Raw genomic sequence first — 21,856 nt, 5'->3', positions numbered from 1 at the left:
GTCATTCTCTGTACACCGCACAGAATAAGGCCTGATAGCAGTTATCCACAGAAGATGGCGTGTCTAGCTTTTACAAGCTTTACAAAAAAGCTTTAAATAATTCCCTTCTTTATTTTTATATCTGGCTGACAGGCATTCGAGCGCAAACCCTGCCTCGATCTATTTATAAGGAAACGCTGGTTGGAAATTGACCTGAGGGCTTGCTTTCTCTAGAATCCCCGGTCTCTTAAAACGGGGGCCATTCCGGCCCGTTGTGGACGAACCAGGTAACACGACATGAAACGTACTTTCCAACCAAGCACTATCAAACGCGCTCGTACCCACGGTTTCCGTGCTCGCATGGCTACCAAGAACGGCCGCGCAGTCCTGTCGCGTCGTCGCGCCAAAGGTCGTGCGCGTCTGGCAGTTTGATAATCCGGTACTGGAGGTGAGTCAGGACTTCAGTCGGGAAAAGCGTCTGCTTACCCCCGGCATTTCAAGGCAGTCTTTGACTCCCCTACCGGCAAGGTTCCGGGGAAAAACCTCCTGCTCCTTGCACGCGACAACGATCTTGATCACCCCCGTCTAGGGCTGGTTATCGGGAAAAAGAGTGTAAAGCTCTCCGTTGAACGCAATCGCCTCAAACGTCTGATGCGCGAATCGTTCCGTCTGCACCAGGATTCACTGGTCGGCTGGGACATCGTTATCGTCGCGCGCAAAGGTTTGGGTGATGTAGAAAACCCCGAATTGATTCAGCATTTCGGCAAGCTCTGGAAGCGTCTGGCACGCAACAAGCCCGTTCCGGCAGTCAAAACCGAAACTGTAGGGGTAGACAGTACCGATGCGTAAACTGGCCCTCGTTCCGATCCAGTTTTATCGCTATGCCATTAGTCCTCTAATGGCCAGCCACTGTCGCTTCTACCCCAGTTGTTCCTGCTACGCGTATGAAGCCATTGAAAATCATGGCCTTCTGCGCGGTGGCTGGCTGACCTTTCGTCGTTTAGGTCGCTGTCATCCGTGGAATCCCGGTGGTTATGACCCGGTTCCACCTGTCCCTACCTCCCGTTCTTCTTCGATGGCCGAGTAATCATGGATATCAAACGCACGATCCTGATCGTCGCCCTGGCAATCGTGTCCTACGTCATGGTTCTTAAATGGAACCAGGATTATGGCCAGGCTGCCCTGCCGACTCAGAATGTTGCTTCCAGTACGACTACATCCGGTTTGCCGGACACCGCCACTGGCACAAATACTGCCGCCAGTGACGATATTCCGCGCGCCGCCAGCGATACCAGTGCACCAGCGGAAACGCCGGTTGCTGCCAGCAAGGACCTGATTCAGGTCAAGACCGATGTGCTCGATCTGGCAATCGATCCACAGGGTGGCGACGTTGCGCAACTGACTCTGCCTCTGTATCCACGCCGTCAGGACCGTCCTGACGTTCCGTTCCAGCTGTTCGATAACGGCGGCGAACGTGTGTATCTGGCGCAAAGCGGTCTGATCGGTACCAACGGTCCGGACGCAAACCCGGCCGGTCGTCCGGTTTATTCCTCGGAGAAGAAGGTTTACCAACTGGCTGACGGTCAGGATCAACTCGTCGTTGACCTGAAATTCAGCAAGGACGGCGTGAATTACATCAAGCGTTTCACCTTGAAACGTGGCCTGTATGACGTTGCCGTCTCCTACATTGTGGATAACCAGAGTGCTCAGCCCTGGAACGGCGCAATGTTTGCCCAGTTGAAGCGAGACGCCAGTGCTGATCCGTCGTCGACCACGGCTACTGGCACCGCGACTTACCTCGGCGCTGCCCTGTGGACAAGTTCCGAGCCGTACAAGAAAGTGTCGATGAAGGACATGGACAAGGCGCAGCTCAAGGAAACTGTCACCGGTGGATGGGTAGCCTGGCTGCAGCACTACTTCGTGACCGCGTGGATCCCGGCCAAGGGCGAAAACAACATCGTCCAGACCCGTAAGGACAGCAAAGGCAACTACATCATCGGTTACACCGGTCCTACTTTGACCGCTGCTCCAGGCGCAAAAGTTGAAACCAGCGCTGTGCTGTACGCCGGTCCGAAAAGCCAGGCTGTACTGAAAGAGTTGTCCCCAGGTCTGGAACTGACCGTCGACTACGGCATTCTGTGGTTCATTGCCCAGCCGATCTTCTGGCTGCTGCAACATATCCACGCCATCGTCGGTAACTGGGGCTGGTCGATCATCTTCCTGACCATGCTGATCAAAGGGATCTTCTTCCCGCTGTCGGCAGCCAGCTACAAATCGATGGCGCGCATGCGTGCCGTGGCACCGAAACTGGCTGCGCTGAAAGAGCAACATGGCGATGACCGGCAGAAAATGTCGCAGGCCATGATGGAGCTGTACAAGAAAGAGAAGATCAATCCACTGGGCGGCTGCTTGCCGATCCTCGTGCAGATGCCGGTCTTCCTGTCGCTGTACTGGGTTCTGCTGGAAAGCGTGGAAATGCGTCAGGCGCCGTTCATGCTGTGGATCACCGACCTGTCGATCAAGGATCCGTTCTTCATTCTGCCGATCATCATGGGCGCAACCATGTTCATCCAGCAGCAGCTGAACCCGACGCCTCCGGATCCGATGCAGGCGAAGGTCATGAAAATGATGCCAATCATTTTCACCTTCTTCTTCCTGTGGTTCCCGGCGGGTCTGGTGCTGTACTGGGTTGTGAACAACTGTCTGTCGATTGCACAACAGTGGTACATCACGCGTAAGATCGAAGCGGCAACGAAAAAAGCCGAGGCGTAACTTGCACTGTGGATAACACCACTCAAAACGCCCCCTAGTGGGGCGTTTTGCTATCTGCCACTTTTGTCTGGATGCCGCTTTATGAGCACACCCCGTGAAACCATCGCCGCCGTCGCCACCGCTCAAGGGCGCGGCGGTGTGGGCATCGTCCGTATTTCGGGGCCGTTGGCCAGCGTGGCGGCAAAAGCCATCAGCGGCCGAGAACTGAAACCGCGTTACGCCCATTACGGGCCGTTTTTCAGTGACGACCGGCAGGTGCTGGATGAAGGTCTGGCTTTGTATTTTCCGGGGCCGAACTCTTTCACAGGCGAAGACGTGCTGGAACTCCAAGGCCACGGCGGCCCGATCGTGCTGGACATGTTGCTCAAACGCTGTCTGGAACTGGGCTGCCGTCTTGCCCGTCCGGGTGAATTCAGCGAGCGCGCCTTCCTCAATGACAAACTCGATCTGGCCCAGGCCGAGGCAATCGCCGACTTGATCGAAGCCAGTTCTGCCCAGGCTGCGCGCAATGCGCTGCGTTCATTGCAGGGTGCGTTTTCCCAGCGTGTGCATAACCTGACCGAGCAACTGATCGGCTTGCGTATCTACGTCGAAGCCGCCATCGACTTCCCGGAAGAGGAAATCGATTTTCTCGCCGACGGCCACGTATTAAGCATGCTCGACAAAGTACGCGATGAGTTATCCACAGTGCTCCGCGAAGCGGGACAGGGTGCGTTATTGCGTGATGGCATGACCGTCGTCATCGCTGGTCGGCCGAATGCCGGAAAATCCAGCCTGTTGAATGCTTTGGCCGGTCGTGAGGCCGCCATCGTTACCGAGATTGCTGGCACCACGCGGGATATCCTGCGCGAACATATCCACATCGACGGCATGCCGTTGCACGTCGTCGATACTGCGGGACTGCGTGACACCGATGATCATGTGGAAAAGATCGGTGTGGAACGGGCCTTGAAAGCCATCGGTGAAGCGGATCGGGTTCTATTGGTAGTCGATGCGACCGCACCAGAGGCACTGGATCCTTTTGCCTTGTGGCCGGAATTCCTCGAGTCTCGGCCGGATCCGACGAAAGTCACCCTGATCCGCAACAAAGCCGATCTGTCCGGCGAAGCGATTGTTCTGGAAACCAGTGACGACGGCCACGTGACCATCAGTCTCAGCGCCAAGTCTGCCGAAGGCCTCGACCTGCTGCGTGATCACCTCAAGGCGTGCATGGGTTACGAGCAGACGTCGGAGAGCAGTTTCAGCGCACGTCGCCGGCACCTGGAAGCACTGCGCCACGCCAGCGCGGCATTGAAACATGGCCGCGCGCAACTCACCCTGGCCGGGGCTGGCGAGTTGCTCGCCGAGGATTTGCGCCAGGCTCAGCATTCCCTGGGTGAAATTACCGGGGCGTTCAGCTCTGATGATTTGCTCGGAAGGATTTTCTCCAGCTTCTGCATCGGCAAATAAAAAGGGCTGTGGATAATTCATCCACAGCCCTTTTTTTATTCACCAGTTATAGGACACCGTACCGAGCAAAGTACGATCCTCGCCCCAATAGCAGCGGCCTGCGTCGTTGCAGCCCGACACATATTCCTTGTCGAACAGGTTCTTCGCATTCAGATCGACACTCCAGTGTGTATCGATCTGATATCCAACAGCCGCGTCGATCAATGTGACGTCGCCGGCATCCAGCTTTCCGTACAGAGAAGGCGAGGTGTAGGCAAACGCACTGTCGAAATAGCGTACGCCACCGGCCACATACAAGCCTTTCAGATCACTGTCGAGGAAGCGATATTTCGCCCAGACCGAGGCCTGATTACGTGGCACGCCGGTCATTTGATGGCCTTTAACCAGCGATGTCGCTGCATCCTTGGTGATCTTCGCGTCGGTGTAGGTATAGGCCGCCGTGACATTGAGGTTCTGCGTCAGATTGCTGTTGAGTTCCAACTCCACACCCTTGGCGCGGCTTTCACCCACTTGGCGATAGGTCGACGTGGTTGCGTCGAAATAGGTGTCGTCCTTCTTGCGCAGGTCATACACCGAAGCGGTGAACGCGGTGTCCCAGCCGATCGGTTCGTACTTCAAGCCCACTTCGTACTGGCTGCTGGTGATCGGATCAAGCGGTGCGCCGGCATTGGAAATCTGCTGCACCGGCACGAACGCAGTGGAGTAGCTGACATATGGCGTCATGCCGTTGTCGAACTGATACATCACGCCGCCCTGATAGGTGAACTTCCTGTCCTCGGAGCTGATGTTGCTGCCTCGCGCCACTTTGTCGCGGAAGTCGCTGTCGACCCAGTCTTGACGTCCGCCGAGCAGGAACAGCCAATGATCGTATTTGCTCTGGATCTGTGCATAAACGCCTTTCATCTGCTGCTCGAGCAACGTGTTCTGCACAGCTATCGGTGTCGTCGGATCACGCAGGTAGACCGGGTTGTAGATGTCGATCGGCCCGACAATGCCGGCATTCCAGTCCTGGTTGAACGAGGTGCGATCGTAGCTGGCGCCAAACAGCACGGTGTTCTCCAGATCGCCAGCCTGGAATTTGCCTTCGAGCTGGTTATCCAGCGAATACACCATGGATTTGTTGAAGCGATCATAGGCGGTCATGTTCAACCGCGTGCCGAAGCCGGCGTTGTTCAGATTGCCCGGCCAGGTTTCGTGGCGGGTGATGCGCGACTGCATGTAGCGCGAGTTCTGGCGGAACTGCCAGTCATCGTTGAACGAGTGGCTGAACTCGTAACCGGTGCTCCAGGTTTCCCGTTCGAAAGTATTCCAGTCCGGGTCGCCGAGCATGGTGCCTTTGGACAATTTCCCGTTGGGATTGCTCAGCAACGTGCCGGCGGCCGGCAGACCGAGCTCCATGTTGGTGTGGTCTTTCTGGTAGTTGGCCAGCAGTGTCAGCGTATTGAAGTCGTCGAAATTCAGGGACAGCGAAGGGGCGATATAAATGCGGTCGTCAGGCACGTGATCGGTCTGGGTATCGGATTTGCGCCCCAGCATCACCACGCGTCCGAGAACGTTGCCGCTGTCATTGAGCGGGCCGGAGACGTCGACGCCGATTTGCCGGCGATTGTTCGAGCCATAGCCCAGCTGCACTTCGCCCTGAGGCGCGGCAGTCGGACGCTTACTGACCAGATTGACCAGACCGCCCGGCGCATTTTCACCATACAGCAGCGAAGAAGGGCCACGGAATACCTCGACCCGTTCAAGTCCGTACGGCTCGGTGCTGGTGTCATAGCGATTGCCCTGCACGCGCAGTCCATCTCGGAGCAGACCGTAGCCGTAATCGGTGGCGTTGAAGCCGCGGATATAGAACAAGTCCCCCGCCAGACTGTCGCCGGCGGCGAACGGTGGGGCGAAGATCCCCGGTACATAGCCGAGGACGTCGGTGAGTGTCTGGGATTTCTGATCCTTGATGCGTTGTCCGGTTACCACTGACACCGAACGCGGTGTTTCCGACAGCGGGGTACTGGTTTTCGTACCGATCCGGCTGTTTTGCGCCTTGTAGCCGACGTCCGCGGCGTAATCCAGATCCATTGGATTGGCCAACTGCGCGTTGATGTTGGTCGGCGCCAGCTCCAAGGAGTCACCGCTGGGCACGTTCTGCAGAATGTAACTGCCGGGTGCTTGTGGCACGGCCTGTAAACCCGAGCCTTGCAGCAATCGAGCGAAACCTTGTTCGACGCTGAAGTCGCCGTTAAGCCCGGCACTGCGCAAGCGGCTGGTCTGCTGCGGCGAGAACGACAGAATTACATTCGCGGCAGCGGCGAACTGGCTCAAGGCACTATCCAGCGGGCCGGCGGCGATGGCGAAGCGCTGGGATGTCGACGCCGCGAAGGCGCTGTTGCTGATCACCAGACAAGACGCAGCGCTAGCCATCAATAAGCTGTATGCAATGCAGTGTGGAGAAAAGCGCTGACGGAACGTGGGAAGACGCATGTGTGGGTTAACCCTGAAGGTGGCGAAGAGCCGCGTTGATCGCGATTACCTGTAGGGCCGGGTCAGGGCGAAAAAAGATAACCCTCTGTGCGATTATTTTTCCCCAGGCTTTTTTTGATCAAACGCTGTGGCTGATCGACACCCAGTAACGACTGAAATAGCGGACGTTGATCGGCAACGAAGCCCGAAGGTTGGCCAACACTGTGTCGGTCGAATCGAGCCGGAAAGTCCCGGAAACCCGTAGATCCCGGGCGCGGCGATCGCAATGCAATACACCGCTGCGATAGCGACCCAATTCTGCGATGACATCGCCCAAGCGCGCATTCAGGACGATCAATTGGCCGTTGATCCACGCCACTTCTGATGACTGGAAGGGACGACTGAGGCCGATATGCTGACTGTCGAAATCCGCGCCTTCGCCTGCTATCAGGATTTGCGCAGCGGTGGATGAGTGCGCAGGTTGGACGCTGACTCGATCCTCCAGCACGCCGACCCGGGTTGAGTTCGGCATCTGATGCACCGAGAACCGGGTGCCCAATGCTTGTATCCGCCCGTCACGGGTTTGCACATAGAACGGCCGCTGATCGCCAAGCTTGCCGGTTTGGACGAGGATTTCACCGGCACGCAGTTGGATCAGGCGTTGTGCTGCGTCGAAAGAGACATCAATGGCCGAGTTGGTGTTGAGCTGGATCTGGCTACCATCGGCCAGGCTGATGGTGCGACGCTGGCCTACACCGGTTTTATAGTCGGCCCAGACGTTGCCGAGGGATATGTGTCGTTGAACGTTCCAGCCAACGAAACCTGTTCCCGCTGCAAGCAGTAGCAGTTTGAGTACCTGGCGTCGTTGTTGGCCGCTATTGAGCGCACGTCGTTTCAGATCCTGCGGCAGCGTACCGAGGTGGCGCTGCAATTGTTCCATCTGGTTCCACGCCGCCAGATGCGCCGGATCGCTGTCTATCCACAGCTGCCAGGCCTTTTGTTCGGCAAGGCTCGGTGGCTGGGATTGAAACTGCACGTACCAACTGGCGGCAGTCTCGAATACCTGACGGTCTGAAGCGGCGGCCATCATGGTTGCGCCATGATCAGGGCGCATTCAGTCAGGGCGCGGATCATGTGTTTTTTCACAGTGGTCAGCGAGACCCTCAATTGCACGGCGATCTGTTGATAAGTCAGTCCGTCGACTTGCGAAAGCATGAAGATCTGCCGTGTCCGCGTGCCCAGCCCGGTTAACGCTTTATCCACAGCAACCAGGGTTTCAATGATCAGCGCTCTGTCTTCTTCGCTGACAATTGTCGCTTGCGGCCGAGCTGCGAGGGCCTGCAGATAAGCGCTTTCAATGGCCCACCGCCTATAACGGTCGATGACCAAGCCGCGCGCAATGGTCGTCAGGTAATCCCTTGGCTCACGAATATGAGCTGCATTGCGCGCCGCCAGAACTCGCAAAAACGTGTCATGCGCCACATCGGCTGCATCGCAGGCGTTGTGCAGTTTGCCCTTGAGCCAGCCATATAGCCACGAATGATGTTGCTTGTAGATTTGCTCGATCGCAGCTGTGTGGGCGGGTAGGGGCATGGGAGAAACTGGCGAGTTAATGATAATGGCTATTATTAGCCTCTGTAACGTCCTCTCACAATAGCCTTTTCATTTTCTGCCCTTGGCTTGCCAACCGTCACCGATCCCTTCGCTGGCGCTTTTCTTGTGTCCGGGAAAACCATGTAGGCGATTTTCTGTGGGTTAAGCCCTGTGGATAACTGCCAATGAGGTCAGTTGATAAACGGGCTTTAAAACTGGATATAAACCCCTCTGTGGATAACATACCCTTTCATCCACAGGCTTACAGCGGTTATCCAAGGACCTCATTGCCACATGATCACAGAGTTTTAAACCTCTGTACAGCTTGTGAAATAAGGCTTGTGGCGATCTATCCACAGAAACGGTGCTCACTAAGAATAAACATAAAAACAAAGGTTTTATAAATTTCTCTCTTTTTATTCTTTTAACCTCGAGTTCTCCACAGCTGGTTAAATTTTGTGCAAAGGGTTCTTTAGAAAGGGCGAAGTCCCTATACTTGCCGACCAGGTCCAGAAACCTGAGCTCAACTATTTCCTGAATGACCTACTTAAGCAGGCACGAGGTGCGTGGTGGATTTCCCTTCCCGTTTTGAAGTGATCGTCATCGGCGGCGGTCATGCCGGTACCGAGGCAGCACTGGCGTCAGCACGCATGGGGGCAAAAACCCTGTTGCTGACGCATAACGTGGAAACCCTCGGCGCCATGAGTTGCAACCCGGCCATCGGTGGCATCGGCAAAAGCCATCTGGTCAAGGAAATCGATGCCCTCGGCGGCGCGATGGCCATGGCTACCGACAAGGGCGGCATCCAGTTTCGCGTGTTGAACAGCCGCAAAGGCCCGGCCGTGCGGGCCACCCGTGCACAAGCCGACCGGATTCTCTACAAGGCAGCTGTCCGCGAAATACTGGAAAACCAGCCGAACCTGTGGATCTTTCAACAGGCTGCTGACGACCTGATCGTCGAGCAGGAGCAAGTCCGTGGTGTGGTTACACAGATGGGTCTGCGTTTCTTCGCCGATTCCGTGGTGTTGACCACCGGTACCTTCCTCGGCGGACTTATCCACATCGGTTTGCAGAATTTCTCCGGCGGTCGCGCCGGTGATCCACCGTCGATTGCTCTGGCCCACCGTCTGCGTGAGTTGCCATTGCGTGTCGGGCGTTTGAAAACCGGTACACCGCCGCGCATTGATGGCAAGTCTGTGGATTTCTCGGTAATGACCGAGCAACCGGGCGATACGCCGATTCCGGTGATGTCGTTCATGGGCAACAAAGAACAGCATCCGCGTCAGGTCAGCTGCTGGATCACCCATACCAATGCCCGCACCCACGAAATCATCGCGGCGAACCTCGATCGTTCGCCGATGTATTCCGCTGCCGGTGAAATCGAAGGCATCGGCCCGCGTTATTGCCCATCGATCGAAGACAAGATCCACCGCTTTGCCGACAAGGAAAGCCATCAGGTGTTCATCGAACCGGAAGGTCTGACCACCCATGAGCTGTACCCGAACGGGATATCCACAAGCCTGCCGTTCGACGTGCAATTGCAGATCGTGCAATCGATCCGCGGCATGGAAAACGCACACATCGTGCGTCCGGGTTATGCGATCGAGTACGACTACTTCGATCCGCGCGACCTGAAGTACAGCCTGGAAACCAAAGTCATTGGCGGTCTGTTTTTCGCCGGTCAGATCAACGGCACCACCGGCTACGAAGAAGCGGGTGCGCAAGGTCTGCTCGCCGGGGCCAACGCCGCACTGCGCGCGAAGGGCAAAGAAGCCTGGTGTCCGCGCCGCGATGAAGCGTACATCGGCGTTCTGGTCGACGACCTGATCACCCTCGGTACCCAAGAGCCGTATCGCATGTTCACGTCCCGCGCCGAGTACCGCTTGATTCTGCGCGAGGACAACGCCGACCTGCGTCTGACCGAAAAAGGTCGCGAGCTTGGTCTGGTCGATGACGCGCGCTGGGCGGCCTTCTGCAAGAAACGCGAAAGCATTGAACTCGAAGAGCAGCGCCTGAAAAGCACTTGGGTACGGCCAAATACCCCGCAGGGCGATGCGATTGCCGAGAAATTCGGCACGCCGCTGACCCACGAATACAATTTGCTCAACCTGTTGAGCCGTCCGGAAATCGATTACGCCGGTCTGGTCGAAGTGACCGGGCAGGGCGCAGAAGATCCACAGGTCGCCGAGCAGGTTGAGATCAAGACCAAGTACGCCGGTTACATCGACCGTCAACAGGACGAAATCGCTCGTCTGCGCGCCAGCGAAGACACGAAACTGCCTGTGGATATCGATTACACCAACATTTCCGGTCTGTCCAAGGAGATCCAGAGCAAGCTCGGCGCCACACGTCCCGAGACCCTGGGTCAGGCCTCGCGCATTCCGGGCGTTACCCCGGCAGCGATTTCGCTGTTGATGATTCATTTGAAAAAACGCGGCGCGGGCCGTCAGTTGGAGCAAAGCGCTTGAGTGCCAAGGTCACTTCGCAACACGCCGAAGAGTTATCCACAGGAGCCCGCGAGCTCGGTGTCAATCTCACAGAAACTCAGCACGAATTGCTGCTGGGTTATCTGGCCCTGTTGATCAAATGGAATCAGGCTTACAACCTGACCGCCGTGCGCGATCCGGACGAAATGGTTTCGCGGCACTTGCTCGATAGTCTCAGCGTGATGTCGTTCATCGAAAACGGTCGCTGGCTCGACGTTGGCAGTGGTGGTGGCATGCCTGGTATCCCGCTGGCGATCCTGTACCCGGACTCGCAAGTGACCTGTCTGGACAGCAACGGCAAGAAAACCCGCTTCCTGACCCAGGTCAAGCTCGAATTGAAGCTGGATAACTTGCAGGTTATCCACAGTCGCGTCGAAGCGTTCCAGCCTGCGCAGCCATTCAACAGGATCATTTCCCGGGCCTTCAGCAGCATGGAAAACTTCACCAACTGGACTCGCCACTTGGGCGATGCCGATACACGCTGGCTGGCAATGAAGGGCGTTCATCCGGCCGATGAGCTGGTAGCATTGCCGGCAGATTTCAAACTCGATAGCGAACACGCCCTGGCCGTCCCCGGTTGCCAAGGCCAACGCCATCTGCTGATACTGCGCCGCACGGCATGATTGGGAACACAAGCAAGAATGGCTAAGGTATTCGCGATAGCGAACCAGAAGGGTGGTGTGGGCAAAACCACCACCTGCATCAACCTCGCAGCATCCCTGGTCGCGACCAAGCGCCGGGTGCTGTTGATCGATCTCGATCCACAGGGCAACGCCACCATGGGTAGCGGTGTGGATAAACATGGTCTGGAAAACTCGGTCTACGATCTGCTGATCGGTGAATGCGACCTGGGCCAGGCCATGCATTTCTCCGAGCACGGCGGTTATCAGCTGCTGCCGGCCAACCGCGATCTCACCGCAGCTGAAGTCGTGCTGCTGGAAATGCAGATGAAGGAAAGCCGTCTGCGCAGCGCGCTGGCGCCGATCCGTGACAACTACGATTACATTCTGATCGACTGCCCGCCGTCGCTGTCGATGCTTACGCTCAACGCATTGGTCGCCGCTGACGGGGTGATTATCCCCATGCAGTGCGAATACTTCGCTCTGGAAGGTTTGAGCGACCTTGTGGATAACATCAAGCGCATCGCCGAGCTGCTCAATCCGAACCTGAAAGTCGAAGGCTTGCTGCGCACCATGTACGACCCGCGCCTGAGCCTGATGAACGATGTTTCGGCGCAGCTCAAGGAACACTTCGGCGATCAGTTGTACGACACGGTGATCCCGCGCAACATTCGCCTGGCCGAAGCACCGAGCTACGGCATGCCGGCGCTGGCTTACGACAAGCAATCGCGTGGCGCCCTGGCCTATCTGGCTCTGGCGGGCGAGATGGTTCGCCGTCAGCGCAAAAATTCACGCATTGCTGCCGCTCAGCCAACTTAAGGAATCCCCATGGCCGTCAAGAAACGAGGTCTCGGACGTGGACTGGATGCACTGCTGAGTGGTCCGACGGTAAGCGCGCTGGAAGAACAAGCCGCGCAGGCTGACACACGCGAATTGCAGCACCTGCCGCTGGATCTGCTGCAGCGTGGCAAATATCAGCCGCGCCGCGACATGGACCCGCAGGCCCTGGAAGAGCTGGCGCAGTCGATCAAGGCTCAGGGCGTGATGCAGCCGATCGTGGTACGCCCGATTGGCGGCGGTCGCTTTGAGATCATTGCCGGTGAGCGCCGCTGGCGCGCCAGTCAGCAGGCCGGGCAGGAAACCATTCCGGCGATGGTCCGCGATGTGCCGGATGAAACCGCCATTGCGATTGCGCTGATCGAGAATATCCAGCGTGAAGACCTCAATCCGATCGAAGAAGCAGTGGCTTTGCAGCGCTTGCAGCAGGAATTCCAGCTGACCCAGCAGCAGGTTGCCGAGGCTGTGGGTAAATCACGTGTGACTGTGGCTAACCTGTTGCGACTTATTGCGCTTCCGGAAGTGATCAAGACCATGCTGTCGCACGGTGACCTGGAAATGGGTCACGCACGTGCCTTGCTCGGTCTGCCGGACAATCAGCAGGTCGAAGGGGCGCGACATGTTGTCGCACGAGGACTGACCGTGCGCCAAACCGAGGCACTGGTTCGTCAGTGGTTGAGTGGCAAACCGGAGCCGGTTGAAGCCGCAAAACCCGATCCGGACATCGCTCGCCTCGAGCAGCGTTTGGCCGAGCGCCTAGGCTCTGCGGTGCAGATTCGCCATGGCAAGAAGGGCAAAGGCCAATTGGTGATTGGGTATAACTCGCTCGATGAGCTTCAAGGTGTGCTCGCACACATCCGCTGAAACATTTCCTCATGTAGCGCGCAGTCGGAAATCACTACCTGACAGTTGAATAGGGGCAGAACCGCCCCTATACTCTGCGCGCATTTTGTCGGCACAAATTATGCCAAGTTATTGAATTTCGGCAGCCGACCATTGGAGAGCAACTGTGATGGAAACCCGCACGCCAAACCGCTTGCCTTTCCATCGCCTGGCGGTTTTTCCGGTGTTGATGGCTCAATTTGTCGTTTTGCTCATTGCCGCTTTGGCGCTCTGGCAATGGCATGGAGTCGTTGCCGGATACTCGGGACTTTGCGGAGGCCTGATAGCCTTGCTGCCCAATGTTTATTTCGCTCACAGGGCATTTCGGTTTTCCGGCGCCCGAGCAGCCCAGTCCATCGTCCGGTCTTTTTATGCCGGCGAGGCAGGCAAACTTATTTTGACGGCAGTGCTGTTTGCACTGGTGTTCGCAGGTGTGAAGCCACTGGCGCCGATCGCAGTATTCGGCGTGTTCGTGCTGACGCAGTCGGTCAGCTGGTTCGCTCCCCTGCTGATGAGAACAAGACTTTCGAGACCTTAGGGCGTTTGAGGCAACCATGGCAGAGACAACCGCTTCGGGCTATATCCAGCACCACTTGCAGAACCTGACTTTCGGTCAGCTACCCAACGGCGGCTGGGGCTTTGCCCACACCGCAGCAGAAGCCAAGGAAATGGGCTTCTGGGCTTTCCACGTCGATACCCTCGGCTGGTCGGTCGCACTGGGTCTGATCTTCGTTCTTCTTTTCCGCATGGCGGCAAAGAAAGCGACGTCGGGTCAGCCGGGTGCCTTGCAGAACTTCGTTGAAGTATTGGTCGAATTCGTCGATGGCAGCGTGAAAGACAGCTTCCATGGCCGTAGCCCGGTGATTGCACCGCTGGCGCTGACCATCTTCGTCTGGGTGTTCCTGATGAACGCCGTCGACCTGGTACCGGTCGACTGGATTCCTCAGCTGGCCATCCTGATCTCCGGCGATGCCCACATCCCGTTCCGCGCCGTGTCGACTACCGACCCGAACGCGACTCTGGGCATGGCGTTCTCGGTGTTCGCACTGATCATTTTCTACAGCATCAAGGTCAAGGGCATCGGCGGCTTCATCGGCGAACTGACCCTGCACCCGTTCGGCAGCAAGAACATCTTCGTTCAGGCCCTGCTGATCCCGGTGAACTTCCTGCTGGAATTCGTCACCCTGATCGCCAAGCCGATCTCTCTGGCTCTGCGTCTGTTCGGCAACATGTATGCCGGCGAGCTGGTGTTCATTCTGATCGCTGTGATGTTCGGCAGCGGCCTGCTCTGGCTCAGCGGCCTGGGCGTTGTTCTGCAGTGGGCGTGGGCTGTATTCCACATCCTGATCATCACCCTGCAGGCGTTCATCTTCATGATGCTGACCATCGTCTACCTGTCGATGGCGCACGAAGAAAACCATTAAGACCAGTCTCGACTAGTCTGATGTTCCTCCCGGTCAAACGGGAGGGAGCTCCTTGCGGGGCAGCTGAAACGATTTGTTTTACCGCTTTAATCTAAAAAACCTAAACCATACGACGTAAAAGTCGGGAGGAAAGATGGAAACTGTAGTTGGTCTAACCGCTATCGCTGTTGCACTGTTGATCGGCCTGGGCGCACTGGGTACCGCAATTGGTTTCGGCCTGCTGGGCGGCAAGTTCCTGGAAGGCGCAGCGCGTCAGCCAGAAATGGTTCCAATGCTGCAAGTAAAAATGTTCATCGTTGCCGGTCTGCTCGACGCCGTAACCATGATCGGTGTTGGTATCGCTCTGTTCTTCACCTTTGCGAACCCGTTCGTTGGTCAGATCGCTGGCTGATTACTCGGATCTTCCGGGTAATTTGGTGTGATGGACAACGTAACTGCGAGGTGTTGGCGTGAACATTAATGCGACCCTGATTGGCCAGTCCGTTGCGTTCCTGATTTTTGTACTGTTCTGCATGAAGTATGTATGGCCTCCGGTCATCGCTGCTCTGCACGAACGTCAAAAGAAGATCGCTGATGGTCTGGACGCTGCCAGCCGTGCAGCTCGCGACCTGGAGTTGGCCCAAGAGAAAGCGGGTCAGCAACTGCGCGAAGCGAAAGCTCAGGCAGCTGAAATCATCGAGCAAGCCAAGAAACGCGGTAACCAGATTGTCGAAGAGGCTGTTGAAAAAGCCCGTATCGACGCTGACCGTGTGAAGGTTCAGGCTCAAGCCGAGATCGAACAGGAACTGAACAGCGTCAAAGACAAGCTGCGTGCCCAAGTGGGCTTGCTGGCTGTTGGCGGCGCCGAGAAGATCCTGGGTGCCACAATCGATCAAAACGCGCACGCAGAGCTGGTTAACCAACTGGCTGCTGAAATCTAAGCGAGGGCGATCATGGCAGAACTGACCACGTTGGCCCGACCTTACGCTAAGGCGGCCTTCGAGCACGCTCAGGCCCACCAGCAACTGGCCAATTGGTCAGCCATGCTCGGCCTGGCAGCAGCGGTGTCGCAAGACGACACCCTGCAGCGCGTGCTCAAGGCCCCGCGACTGACGAGCGCAGAAAAGGCCGCCACGTTCATTGACGTGTGCGGCGACAAGTTTGATGAAAAGGCACGCAATTTCATCAACGTCGTTGCCGAGAACGACCGTCTCCTGCTTCTGCCGGAGATCGCCGCTCTGTTCGACCTGTACAAGGCCGAACAAGAGAAATCGGTAGACGTTGAAGTAACCAGTGCATTTGCATTGAACCAAGAACAGCAAGACAAACTCGCCAAGGTTCTCAGTGCACGACTCAACCGGGAAGTGCGCCTGCAAGTTGCGGAGGACGCTGCCTTGATTGGTGGTGTCGTGATCCGCGCCGGCGACCTGGTTATCGATGGCTCGATTCGCGGCAAAATCGCGAAACTTGCCGAAGCATTGAAATCTTGAGTTTGAAGGGGCAGCAGAGCAATGCAGCAACTCAATCCTTCCGAAATAAGTGAAATTATCAAGGGCCGCATCGACAAGCTCGATGTGACCTCCCAAGCCCGTAACGAAGGCACTGTCGTCAGCGTATCTGACGGCATCGTGCGGATTCACGGTCTGGCCGACGTCATGTACGGCGAGATGATCGAGTTTCCGGGCGGCGTCTACGGTATGGCCCTCAACCTGGAGCAGGACTCCGTAGGTGCCGTGGTATTGGGCTCCTACCAGTCGCTGGCTGAAGGCATGAGCGCCAAGTGCACCGGCCGCATCCTCGAAGTTCCCGTTGGTAAGGAATTGCTGGGTCGCGTAGTCGATGCTCTGGGTAACCCTGTTGACGGCAAAGGTCCACTGGGCAACACCGAGACCGACGCGGTCGAGAAAGTTGCTCCAGGCGTGATCTGGCGTAAGTCGGTAGACCAGCCTGTACAGACTGGCTACAAGGCTGTCGATGCCATGATCCCTGTCGGCCGTGGCCAGCGTGAGCTGATCATCGGTGACCGTCAGATCGGTAAAACCGCTCTGGCGATCGACGCGATCATCAACCAGAAAGACAGCGGCATTTTCTGCGTCTACGTTGCAATCGGTCAGAAGCAATCGACCATCGCCAACGTGGTTCGCAAGCTGGAAGAAAACGGCGCCCTGGCCAACACGATCATCGTGGCTGCCAGTGCTTCGGAATCTCCTGCGCTGCAATTCCTGGCACCGTACTCCGGTTGCACCATGGGTGAATTCTTCCGCGACCGCGGTGAAGACGCGCTGATCGTTTATGACGATCTGTCCAAGCAGGCAGTGGCTTACCGCCAGATTTCCCTGCTGCTGCGCCGTCCACCAGGCCGTGAAGCTTACCCAGGCGACGTGTTCTATCTCCACTCCCGTCTGCTGGAGCGCGCATCCCGCGTTTCGGAAGAATACGTAGAGAAGTTCACCAATGGCGCAGTGACCGGCAAAACCGGTTCCCTGACCGCACTGCCGATCATCGAAACCCAGGCTGGCGACGTTTCCGCGTTCGTTCCGACCAACGTGATTTCCATCACCGACGGTCAGATCTTCCTGGAATCGGCCATGTTCAACTCGGGCATCCGTCCTGCAGTGAACGCCGGTGTTTCGGTATCCCGTGTGGGTGGTGCCGCTCAGACCAAGATCATCAAGAAGCTCTCCGGTGGTATCCGTACCGCTCTGGCTCAGTACCGTGAACTGGCGGCATTCGCCCAGTTCGCTTCTGACCTGGACGAAGCGACCCGCAAGCAACTTGAGCATGGTCAGCGCGTTACCGAGCTGATGAAGCAGAAGCAATACGCACCAATGTCGATCGCTGACATGGCGCTGTCGCTGTATGCCGCTGAGCGTGGGTTCCTGACTGACATTGAAATCGCCAAGGTCGGCAGCTTCGAACAAGCGCTGATTGCTTTCTTCAACCGCGATCACGCCGATTTGATGGCCAAGATCAACGTTAAAGGTGACTTCAATGACGAAATCGACGCTGGCATGAAAGCCGGTATCGAGAAGTTCAAGGCCACCCAAACCTGGTAAGCCGCAGCGGGAGCCGCGAGGCTCCCGCTTGCTAACCTGATAGGTGTTACATGGCAGGCGCAAAAGAGATTCGCAGTAAGATTGCGAGCATCAAAAGCACGCAAAAGATTACCAGCGCCATGGAAAAAGTGGCGGTCAGCAAAATGCGCAAGGCACAAATGCGCATGGCTGCTAGCCGTCCTTATGCGGAGCGTATCCGCCAGGTAATTGGGCATCTGGCCAACGCCAACCCGGAATACCGCCACCCGTTCATGATCGACCGCGAAATCAAGCGCGTTGGTTATGTTGTGGTGAGCAGTGACCGTGGTCTGTGCGGCGGCTTGAACACCAACCTGTTCAAGGCCCTGGTCAAGGACATGGCGGTAAACCGCGAAAACGGCGTCGAGATTGATCTGTGTGTAGTCGGTAGCAAGGGTGCGGCCTTTTTCCGCAACTTCGGCGGTAACGTCGTTGCAGCTATCAGCCACCTGGGTGAAGAGCCGTCGATCAATGATCTGATCGGCAGCGTCAAGGTGATGCTGGATGCCTACCTGGACGGCCGTATCGACCGCCTGTCCGTGGTGTCCAACAAGTTCATCAACACCATGACGCAACAGCCTACCGTGGAGCAGTTGATTCCACTGGTGGCCACCCCGGATCAGGATCTCAAGCACCACTGGGACTATCTCTACGAACCGGACGCCAAGGAGCTGCTTGACGGCTTGATGGTCCGTTACGTCGAGTCGCAGGTCTACCAGGCGGTGGTCGAGAACAACGCGGCTGAACAGGCTGCGCGGATGATCGCGATGAAGAACGCTACCGACAACGCCGGTGATTTGATCAGCGATTTGCAGCTGATCTACAACAAGGCGCGTCAGGCTGCGATCACCCAAGAGATCTCGGAAATCGTCGGCGGCGCTGCCGCGGTTTAACGGTTCAAATATTCAGAGGATCCAGCTATGAGTAGCGGACGTATCGTTCAAATCATCGGCGCCGTTATCGACGTGGAATTTCCACGCGACAGCGTACCGAGCATCTACAACGCGCTGACTGTACAAAGCGCGGCCGCAACCACCCTGGAAGTTCAGCAGCAGCTGGGCGACGGCGTGGTGCGTACCATTGCGATGGGTTCCACCGAGGGCTTGAAGCGCGGTCTGGAAGTCAGCGACTCTGGCGCAGCCATCTCCGTACCGGTCGGTAAAGCGACCCTGGGCCGGATCATGGACGTCCTCGGTAACCCGATCGACGAAGCTGGCCCGATCGACACCGAAGAGCGCTGGGGCATTCACCGCGCAGCACCTTCGTTCGCCGAGCAAGCAGGCGGCAACGACCTGCTGGAAACCGGCATCAAGGTTATCGACCTGGTTTGCCCGTTCGCCAAGGGCGGTAAAGTCGGTCTCTTCGGTGGTGCCGGTGTAGGCAAAACCGTAAACATGATGGAACTGATCCGTAACATCGCCATCGAGCACAGCGGTTATTCCGTGTTCGCCGGTGTGGGTGAGCGTACTCGTGAGGGTAACGACTTCTACCACGAGATGAAGGATTCCAACGTTCTGGACAAAGTGGCACTGGTTTACGGTCAGATGAACGAGCCGCCGGGAAACCGTCTGCGCGTAGCTCTGACCGGCCTGACCATGGCCGAGAAGTTCCGTGACGAAGGTAACGACGTTCTGCTGTTCGTCGACAACATCTATCGTTACACCCTGGCCGGTACCGAAGTATCCGCACTGCTGGGCCGTATGCCTTCGGCAGTAGGTTACCAGCCGACCCTGGCTGAAGAGATGGGCGTTCTGCAGGAACGTATCACTTCGACCAAGGAAGGTTCGATCACCTCGATCCAGGCGGTATACGTACCGGCGGACGACTTGACCGACCCGTCGCCAGCGACCACCTTCGCCCACTTGGACGCTACCGTCGTTCTGTCCCGTGACATCGCTTCCCTGGGTATCTACCCGGCGGTAGATCCACTGGATTCGACTTCGCGCCAGCTGGACCCGAACGTGATCGGCCAGGACCACTATGACACCGCTCGCGGCGTTCAGTACGTTCTGCAGCGTTACAAAGAGCTGAAAGACATCATCGCGATCCTGGGTATGGACGAGCTGTCGGAAGCCGACAAACAGTTGGTTAACCGTGCTCGTAAGATCCAGCGCTTCTTGTCGCAGCCGTTCTTCGTGGCTGAAGTCTTCACCGGTGCTTCGGGTAAATACGTTTCCCTGAAAGACACCATTGCTGGCTTCAAAGGCATCCTCAACGGTGACTACGACCACCTGCCAGAACAAGCGTTCTACATGGTTGGCGGCATCGAAGAAGCGATCGAGAAAGCCAAGAAACTGTAATCCCGGCGTCCGGCAACGGGCGCTAATTTAGGTTGAGGCAATCAGATGGCTATGACAGTCCATTGCGATATCGTCAGCGCGGAAGGGGAAATCTTTTCCGGCCTGGTCGAGATGGTGATTGCGCACGGTGCACTGGGTGATCTTGGTATCGCTCTGGGTCACGCGCCGCTGATCACTAATCTCAAGCCGGGTCCGATCCGCCTGATCAAGCAAGGCGGGGAAGCTGAGGTGTTCTACATCTCCGGTGGTTTCCTCGAGGTTCAGCCGAACATGGTCAAGGTACTTGCCGATACCGTGCAACGTGCCGCCGACCTGGATGAAGCTCAGGCTCAGGCAGCTCTCAAGGCTGCCGAGAATGCCCTGAACGAAAAAGGCGCGGACTTCGATTACGGCGCCGCTGCCACTCGTCTGGCCGAGGCTGCAGCCCAGCTGCGCACCGTCCAGCAGATCCGCAAGAAGTTTGGCGGTTAATCCGTCAGCCGCTTGTTGTGCGATTGATAAAAAAGGGTAGCCTCGGCTACCCTTTTTCTTTTCCGAATTCCCACAAACCGGTCGCAGTCGCTGACCACCCAGGATTGGTAGCCAGTCATGTCTCTCGAAATCGTTATCCTCGCGGCCGGTCAAGGCACTCGCATGCGTTCGGCGCTGCCCAAGGTGCTGCACCCGATTGCCGGCAACTCCATGCTTGGTCATGTTATCCACAGCGCCCGACAACTTGATCCACAACGCATCCACGTGGTGATCGGGCACGGTGCCGATGCGGTGCGGGAGCGTCTGGCAGCTGATGACCTGAATTTCGTGTTGCAGGACAAGCAACTGGGCACCGGCCATGCCACCGCTCAAGCGGTGCCGTTCATCGAAGCGGGCACCGTGCTAATCCTCTACGGCGATGTGCCGCTGATTGAAGTGGAAACCCTGCGACGTCTGCTCAAGCATGTCGTGCCCGGGCAGATGGGTTTGCTCACTGTTGAGCTGGATGACCCGACCGGTTACGGCCGCATCGTGCGTGATGCTGACGGCAAGGTCGCGGCAATCGTCGAGCACAAAGATGCCAGCGAAGCGCAACGTGCGATCACCGAAGGCAACACCGGCATCCTCGCTGTGCCGGCCGATCGCCTGGCTGACTGGGTGAGTCGCCTGTCGAACAACAACGCGCAGGGCGAGTACTACCTCACCGACGTGATCGAAATGGCGGTCAGCGATGGTTTGGTCGTGGCTACCGAACAACCGCACGACCCGATGGAAGTGCAGGGCGCCAATGATCGCAAGCAGCTCTCTGAACTGGAACGTCATTACCAGTTGCGCGCCGGCCGTCGCCTGATGGCTCAAGGCGTTACCCTGCGCGACCCGGCCCGTTTCGACGTACGTGGCGAAGTCAGCGTAGGCCGCGATGTGCTGATCGATATCAACGTGATCCTTGAAGGCAAGGTGATCATTGAAGACGACGTACAGATCGGCCCGAACTGCGTGATCAAGGACAGTACCCTGCGCAAAGGCGTGATCATCAAGGCCAACAGTCATATCGAAGGTGCCATTCTCGGTGAAGGCAGCGACGCCGGTCCCTTCTCGCGTTTGCGCCCGGGCACTGTGCTCGAAGCGCGCGCCCATGTGGGTAACTTCGTTGAGCTCAAAAATGCGCACATGGGCGAGGGTGCCAAGGCTGGGCATCTAACCTACCTGGGCGATGCCGAAATCGGCGCGCGCACCAACATCGGCGCTGGCACCATCACCTGCAACTACGATGGCGCCAACAAGTGGAAAACTGTTTTGGGCGCGGATGTGTTCATCGGTTCCAACAACTCGCTGGTTGCCCCTGTGGATATCTCCAATGGTGCAACCACTGCGGCTGGCTCTACCATCACGCAAAATGTGGATAACGCTCAGCTGGCGGTTGGCCGAGCCCGTCAGAAGAACATCGATGGCTGGAAGCGCCCGGAAAAAATCAAAAAATCCTGATTTATCCACAATCCCCCTGTGGGAGCGAGCCTTCTCGCGAAGGCGTGGTTT

Annotated in this window: 21 protein-coding genes and 1 pseudogene; 19 read left to right on the top strand and 3 right to left on the bottom strand. The window is 57.2% G+C overall.

Going from position 1 to position 21,856, the window contains the following annotated elements; genetic code table 11:
- The first annotated feature begins 276 nt into the window (after window positions 1-276).
- From rpmH to mnmE, 5 genes and pseudogenes are all read left to right on the top strand, one after another.
- Window positions 277-411: a 50S ribosomal protein L34 gene (rpmH, locus tag LJU32_04665; GenBank protein WKV89667.1), complete on the top strand. Its 135-nt coding sequence runs from the start codon at window positions 277-279 to the stop codon at window positions 409-411.
- A gap of 16 nt (window positions 412-427) precedes the next feature.
- A pseudogene (rnpA, locus tag LJU32_04660) lies at window positions 428-828 on the top strand (ribonuclease P protein component).
- On the top strand, window positions 821-1,066 hold the full coding sequence (gene yidD, locus LJU32_04655; GenBank protein ID WKV89666.1) for a membrane protein insertion efficiency factor YidD: 246 nt from the start codon (window positions 821-823) through the stop codon (window positions 1,064-1,066). The pseudogene rnpA and the gene yidD overlap by 8 nt, the downstream one beginning before the upstream one ends.
- A gap of 2 nt (window positions 1,067-1,068) precedes the next feature.
- Window positions 1,069-2,751, top strand: coding sequence for a membrane protein insertase YidC (gene yidC / locus LJU32_04650; protein WKV89665.1), 1,683 nt, complete (start codon window positions 1,069-1,071; stop codon window positions 2,749-2,751).
- An 81-nt stretch (window positions 2,752-2,832) separates the two neighbouring features.
- A complete protein-coding gene (gene mnmE, locus LJU32_04645) occupies window positions 2,833-4,200 on the top strand; it encodes a tRNA uridine-5-carboxymethylaminomethyl(34) synthesis GTPase MnmE (GenBank protein ID WKV89664.1) in 1,368 nt (455 codons plus the stop codon).
- A gap of 39 nt (window positions 4,201-4,239) precedes the next feature.
- Here mnmE and LJU32_04640 read toward each other — a convergent pair whose 3' ends face one another.
- The 3 genes from LJU32_04640 to LJU32_04630 form a co-directional block, all read right to left on the bottom strand.
- Entirely contained in the window at window positions 4,240-6,675 is a 2,436-nt protein-coding gene (locus LJU32_04640) for a TonB-dependent siderophore receptor (GenBank protein ID WKV89663.1), read from the bottom strand.
- A gap of 118 nt (window positions 6,676-6,793) precedes the next feature.
- The gene (locus tag LJU32_04635; GenBank protein WKV89662.1) at window positions 6,794-7,741 is read right to left on the bottom strand and encodes a FecR domain-containing protein; all 948 of its coding nucleotides are present in this window, start codon (window positions 7,739-7,741) and stop codon (window positions 6,794-6,796) included.
- Window positions 7,741-8,247, bottom strand: a complete 507-nt coding sequence (locus tag LJU32_04630) for a sigma-70 family RNA polymerase sigma factor (protein ID WKV89661.1) — start codon at window positions 8,245-8,247, stop codon at window positions 7,741-7,743. Before LJU32_04630 ends, LJU32_04635 begins: the two co-directional genes overlap by 1 nt.
- A 569-nt stretch (window positions 8,248-8,816) precedes the next feature.
- Between LJU32_04630 and mnmG the strand changes: the two genes are divergently transcribed.
- The 14 genes from mnmG to glmU all read left to right on the top strand — a co-directional run bounded on the left by mnmG (window position 8,817) and on the right by glmU (window position 21,805).
- On the top strand, window positions 8,817-10,715 hold the full coding sequence (gene mnmG / locus LJU32_04625) for a tRNA uridine-5-carboxymethylaminomethyl(34) synthesis enzyme MnmG (protein ID WKV89660.1): 1,899 nt from the start codon (window positions 8,817-8,819) through the stop codon (window positions 10,713-10,715).
- Window positions 10,712-11,356 carry a 16S rRNA (guanine(527)-N(7))-methyltransferase RsmG gene (gene rsmG / locus LJU32_04620; GenBank protein WKV89659.1) on the top strand — a complete coding sequence of 215 codons (645 nt, stop codon included), beginning with the start codon at window positions 10,712-10,714 and terminating at the stop codon, window positions 11,354-11,356. Before mnmG ends, rsmG begins: the two co-directional genes overlap by 4 nt.
- A gap of 18 nt (window positions 11,357-11,374) precedes the next feature.
- Window positions 11,375-12,172 carry a ParA family protein gene (locus LJU32_04615; protein WKV89658.1) on the top strand — a complete coding sequence of 266 codons (798 nt, stop codon included), beginning with the start codon at window positions 11,375-11,377 and terminating at the stop codon, window positions 12,170-12,172.
- A 9-nt stretch (window positions 12,173-12,181) separates the two neighbouring features.
- Window positions 12,182-13,054 carry a ParB/RepB/Spo0J family partition protein gene (locus tag LJU32_04610; protein ID WKV89657.1) on the top strand — a complete coding sequence of 291 codons (873 nt, stop codon included), beginning with the start codon at window positions 12,182-12,184 and terminating at the stop codon, window positions 13,052-13,054.
- Window positions 13,055-13,202: 148 nt separating this feature from the next.
- Window positions 13,203-13,610: a F0F1 ATP synthase subunit I gene (locus LJU32_04605; protein ID WKV89656.1), complete on the top strand. Its 408-nt coding sequence runs from the start codon at window positions 13,203-13,205 to the stop codon at window positions 13,608-13,610.
- Between the two features lie 16 nt (window positions 13,611-13,626).
- The gene (gene atpB / locus LJU32_04600; protein ID WKV89655.1) at window positions 13,627-14,496 is read left to right on the top strand and encodes a F0F1 ATP synthase subunit A; all 870 of its coding nucleotides are present in this window, start codon (window positions 13,627-13,629) and stop codon (window positions 14,494-14,496) included.
- Between the two features lie 133 nt (window positions 14,497-14,629).
- A complete protein-coding gene (gene atpE / locus LJU32_04595; protein WKV89654.1) occupies window positions 14,630-14,887 on the top strand; it encodes a F0F1 ATP synthase subunit C in 258 nt (85 codons plus the stop codon).
- A gap of 58 nt (window positions 14,888-14,945) precedes the next feature.
- Window positions 14,946-15,416 carry a F0F1 ATP synthase subunit B gene (locus tag LJU32_04590; GenBank protein WKV89653.1) on the top strand — a complete coding sequence of 157 codons (471 nt, stop codon included), beginning with the start codon at window positions 14,946-14,948 and terminating at the stop codon, window positions 15,414-15,416.
- 12 nt (window positions 15,417-15,428) lie between these two features.
- A complete protein-coding gene (locus LJU32_04585; protein ID WKV89652.1) occupies window positions 15,429-15,965 on the top strand; it encodes a F0F1 ATP synthase subunit delta in 537 nt (178 codons plus the stop codon).
- Between the two features lie 21 nt (window positions 15,966-15,986).
- Window positions 15,987-17,531 carry a F0F1 ATP synthase subunit alpha gene (atpA, locus tag LJU32_04580; protein WKV89651.1) on the top strand — a complete coding sequence of 515 codons (1,545 nt, stop codon included), beginning with the start codon at window positions 15,987-15,989 and terminating at the stop codon, window positions 17,529-17,531.
- Window positions 17,532-17,581: 50 nt separating this feature from the next.
- Entirely contained in the window at window positions 17,582-18,442 is an 861-nt protein-coding gene (gene atpG / locus LJU32_04575; GenBank protein WKV89650.1) for a F0F1 ATP synthase subunit gamma, read from the top strand.
- A 27-nt stretch (window positions 18,443-18,469) separates the two neighbouring features.
- Entirely contained in the window at window positions 18,470-19,849 is a 1,380-nt protein-coding gene (gene atpD / locus LJU32_04570) for a F0F1 ATP synthase subunit beta (protein WKV89649.1), read from the top strand.
- Between the two features lie 45 nt (window positions 19,850-19,894).
- Window positions 19,895-20,320, top strand: a complete 426-nt coding sequence (locus tag LJU32_04565; GenBank protein ID WKV89648.1) for a F0F1 ATP synthase subunit epsilon — start codon at window positions 19,895-19,897, stop codon at window positions 20,318-20,320.
- 117 nt (window positions 20,321-20,437) lie between these two features.
- A complete protein-coding gene (gene glmU, locus LJU32_04560; protein WKV89647.1) occupies window positions 20,438-21,805 on the top strand; it encodes a bifunctional UDP-N-acetylglucosamine diphosphorylase/glucosamine-1-phosphate N-acetyltransferase GlmU in 1,368 nt (455 codons plus the stop codon).
- Window positions 21,806-21,856 lie beyond the last annotated feature (51 nt).

The sequence above is a fragment of the Pseudomonas sp. B21_DOA genome, assembly GCA_030544685.1.
Classification (GTDB): Bacteria; Pseudomonadota; Gammaproteobacteria; order Pseudomonadales; family Pseudomonadaceae; genus Aquipseudomonas; species Aquipseudomonas fluorescens_AO.
This window is presented reverse-complemented; position numbering and strand designations above follow the sequence as displayed.

Bases quoted from the DNA above. Each gene is read 5' to 3' on its own strand.
- LJU32_04615 (WKV89658.1), top strand. From the start codon at position 11,375: ATGGCTAAGGTATTCGCGATAGCGAACCAGAAGGGTGGTGTGGGCAAA.
- LJU32_04630 (WKV89661.1), bottom strand. From the start codon at position 8,247: ATGCCCCTACCCGCCCACACAGCTGCGATCGAGCAAATCTACAAGCAA.
- LJU32_04565 (WKV89648.1), top strand. From the start codon at position 19,895: ATGGCTATGACAGTCCATTGCGATATCGTCAGCGCGGAAGGGGAAATC.
- rpmH (WKV89667.1), top strand. From the start codon at position 277: ATGAAACGTACTTTCCAACCAAGCACTATCAAACGCGCTCGTACCCAC.
- LJU32_04610 (WKV89657.1), top strand. From the start codon at position 12,182: ATGGCCGTCAAGAAACGAGGTCTCGGACGTGGACTGGATGCACTGCTG.
- LJU32_04605 (WKV89656.1), top strand. From the start codon at position 13,203: ATGGAAACCCGCACGCCAAACCGCTTGCCTTTCCATCGCCTGGCGGTT.
- atpA (WKV89651.1), top strand. From the start codon at position 15,987: ATGCAGCAACTCAATCCTTCCGAAATAAGTGAAATTATCAAGGGCCGC.
- yidC (WKV89665.1), top strand. From the start codon at position 1,069: ATGGATATCAAACGCACGATCCTGATCGTCGCCCTGGCAATCGTGTCC.
- LJU32_04585 (WKV89652.1), top strand. From the start codon at position 15,429: ATGGCAGAACTGACCACGTTGGCCCGACCTTACGCTAAGGCGGCCTTC.
- mnmE (WKV89664.1), top strand. From the start codon at position 2,833: ATGAGCACACCCCGTGAAACCATCGCCGCCGTCGCCACCGCTCAAGGG.
- glmU (WKV89647.1), top strand. From the start codon at position 20,438: ATGTCTCTCGAAATCGTTATCCTCGCGGCCGGTCAAGGCACTCGCATG.
- yidD (WKV89666.1), top strand. From the start codon at position 821: ATGCGTAAACTGGCCCTCGTTCCGATCCAGTTTTATCGCTATGCCATT.
- LJU32_04640 (WKV89663.1), bottom strand. From the start codon at position 6,675: ATGCGTCTTCCCACGTTCCGTCAGCGCTTTTCTCCACACTGCATTGCA.
- LJU32_04635 (WKV89662.1), bottom strand. From the start codon at position 7,741: ATGGCCGCCGCTTCAGACCGTCAGGTATTCGAGACTGCCGCCAGTTGG.
- atpB (WKV89655.1), top strand. From the start codon at position 13,627: ATGGCAGAGACAACCGCTTCGGGCTATATCCAGCACCACTTGCAGAAC.
- atpE (WKV89654.1), top strand. From the start codon at position 14,630: ATGGAAACTGTAGTTGGTCTAACCGCTATCGCTGTTGCACTGTTGATC.
- atpD (WKV89649.1), top strand. From the start codon at position 18,470: ATGAGTAGCGGACGTATCGTTCAAATCATCGGCGCCGTTATCGACGTG.
- atpG (WKV89650.1), top strand. From the start codon at position 17,582: ATGGCAGGCGCAAAAGAGATTCGCAGTAAGATTGCGAGCATCAAAAGC.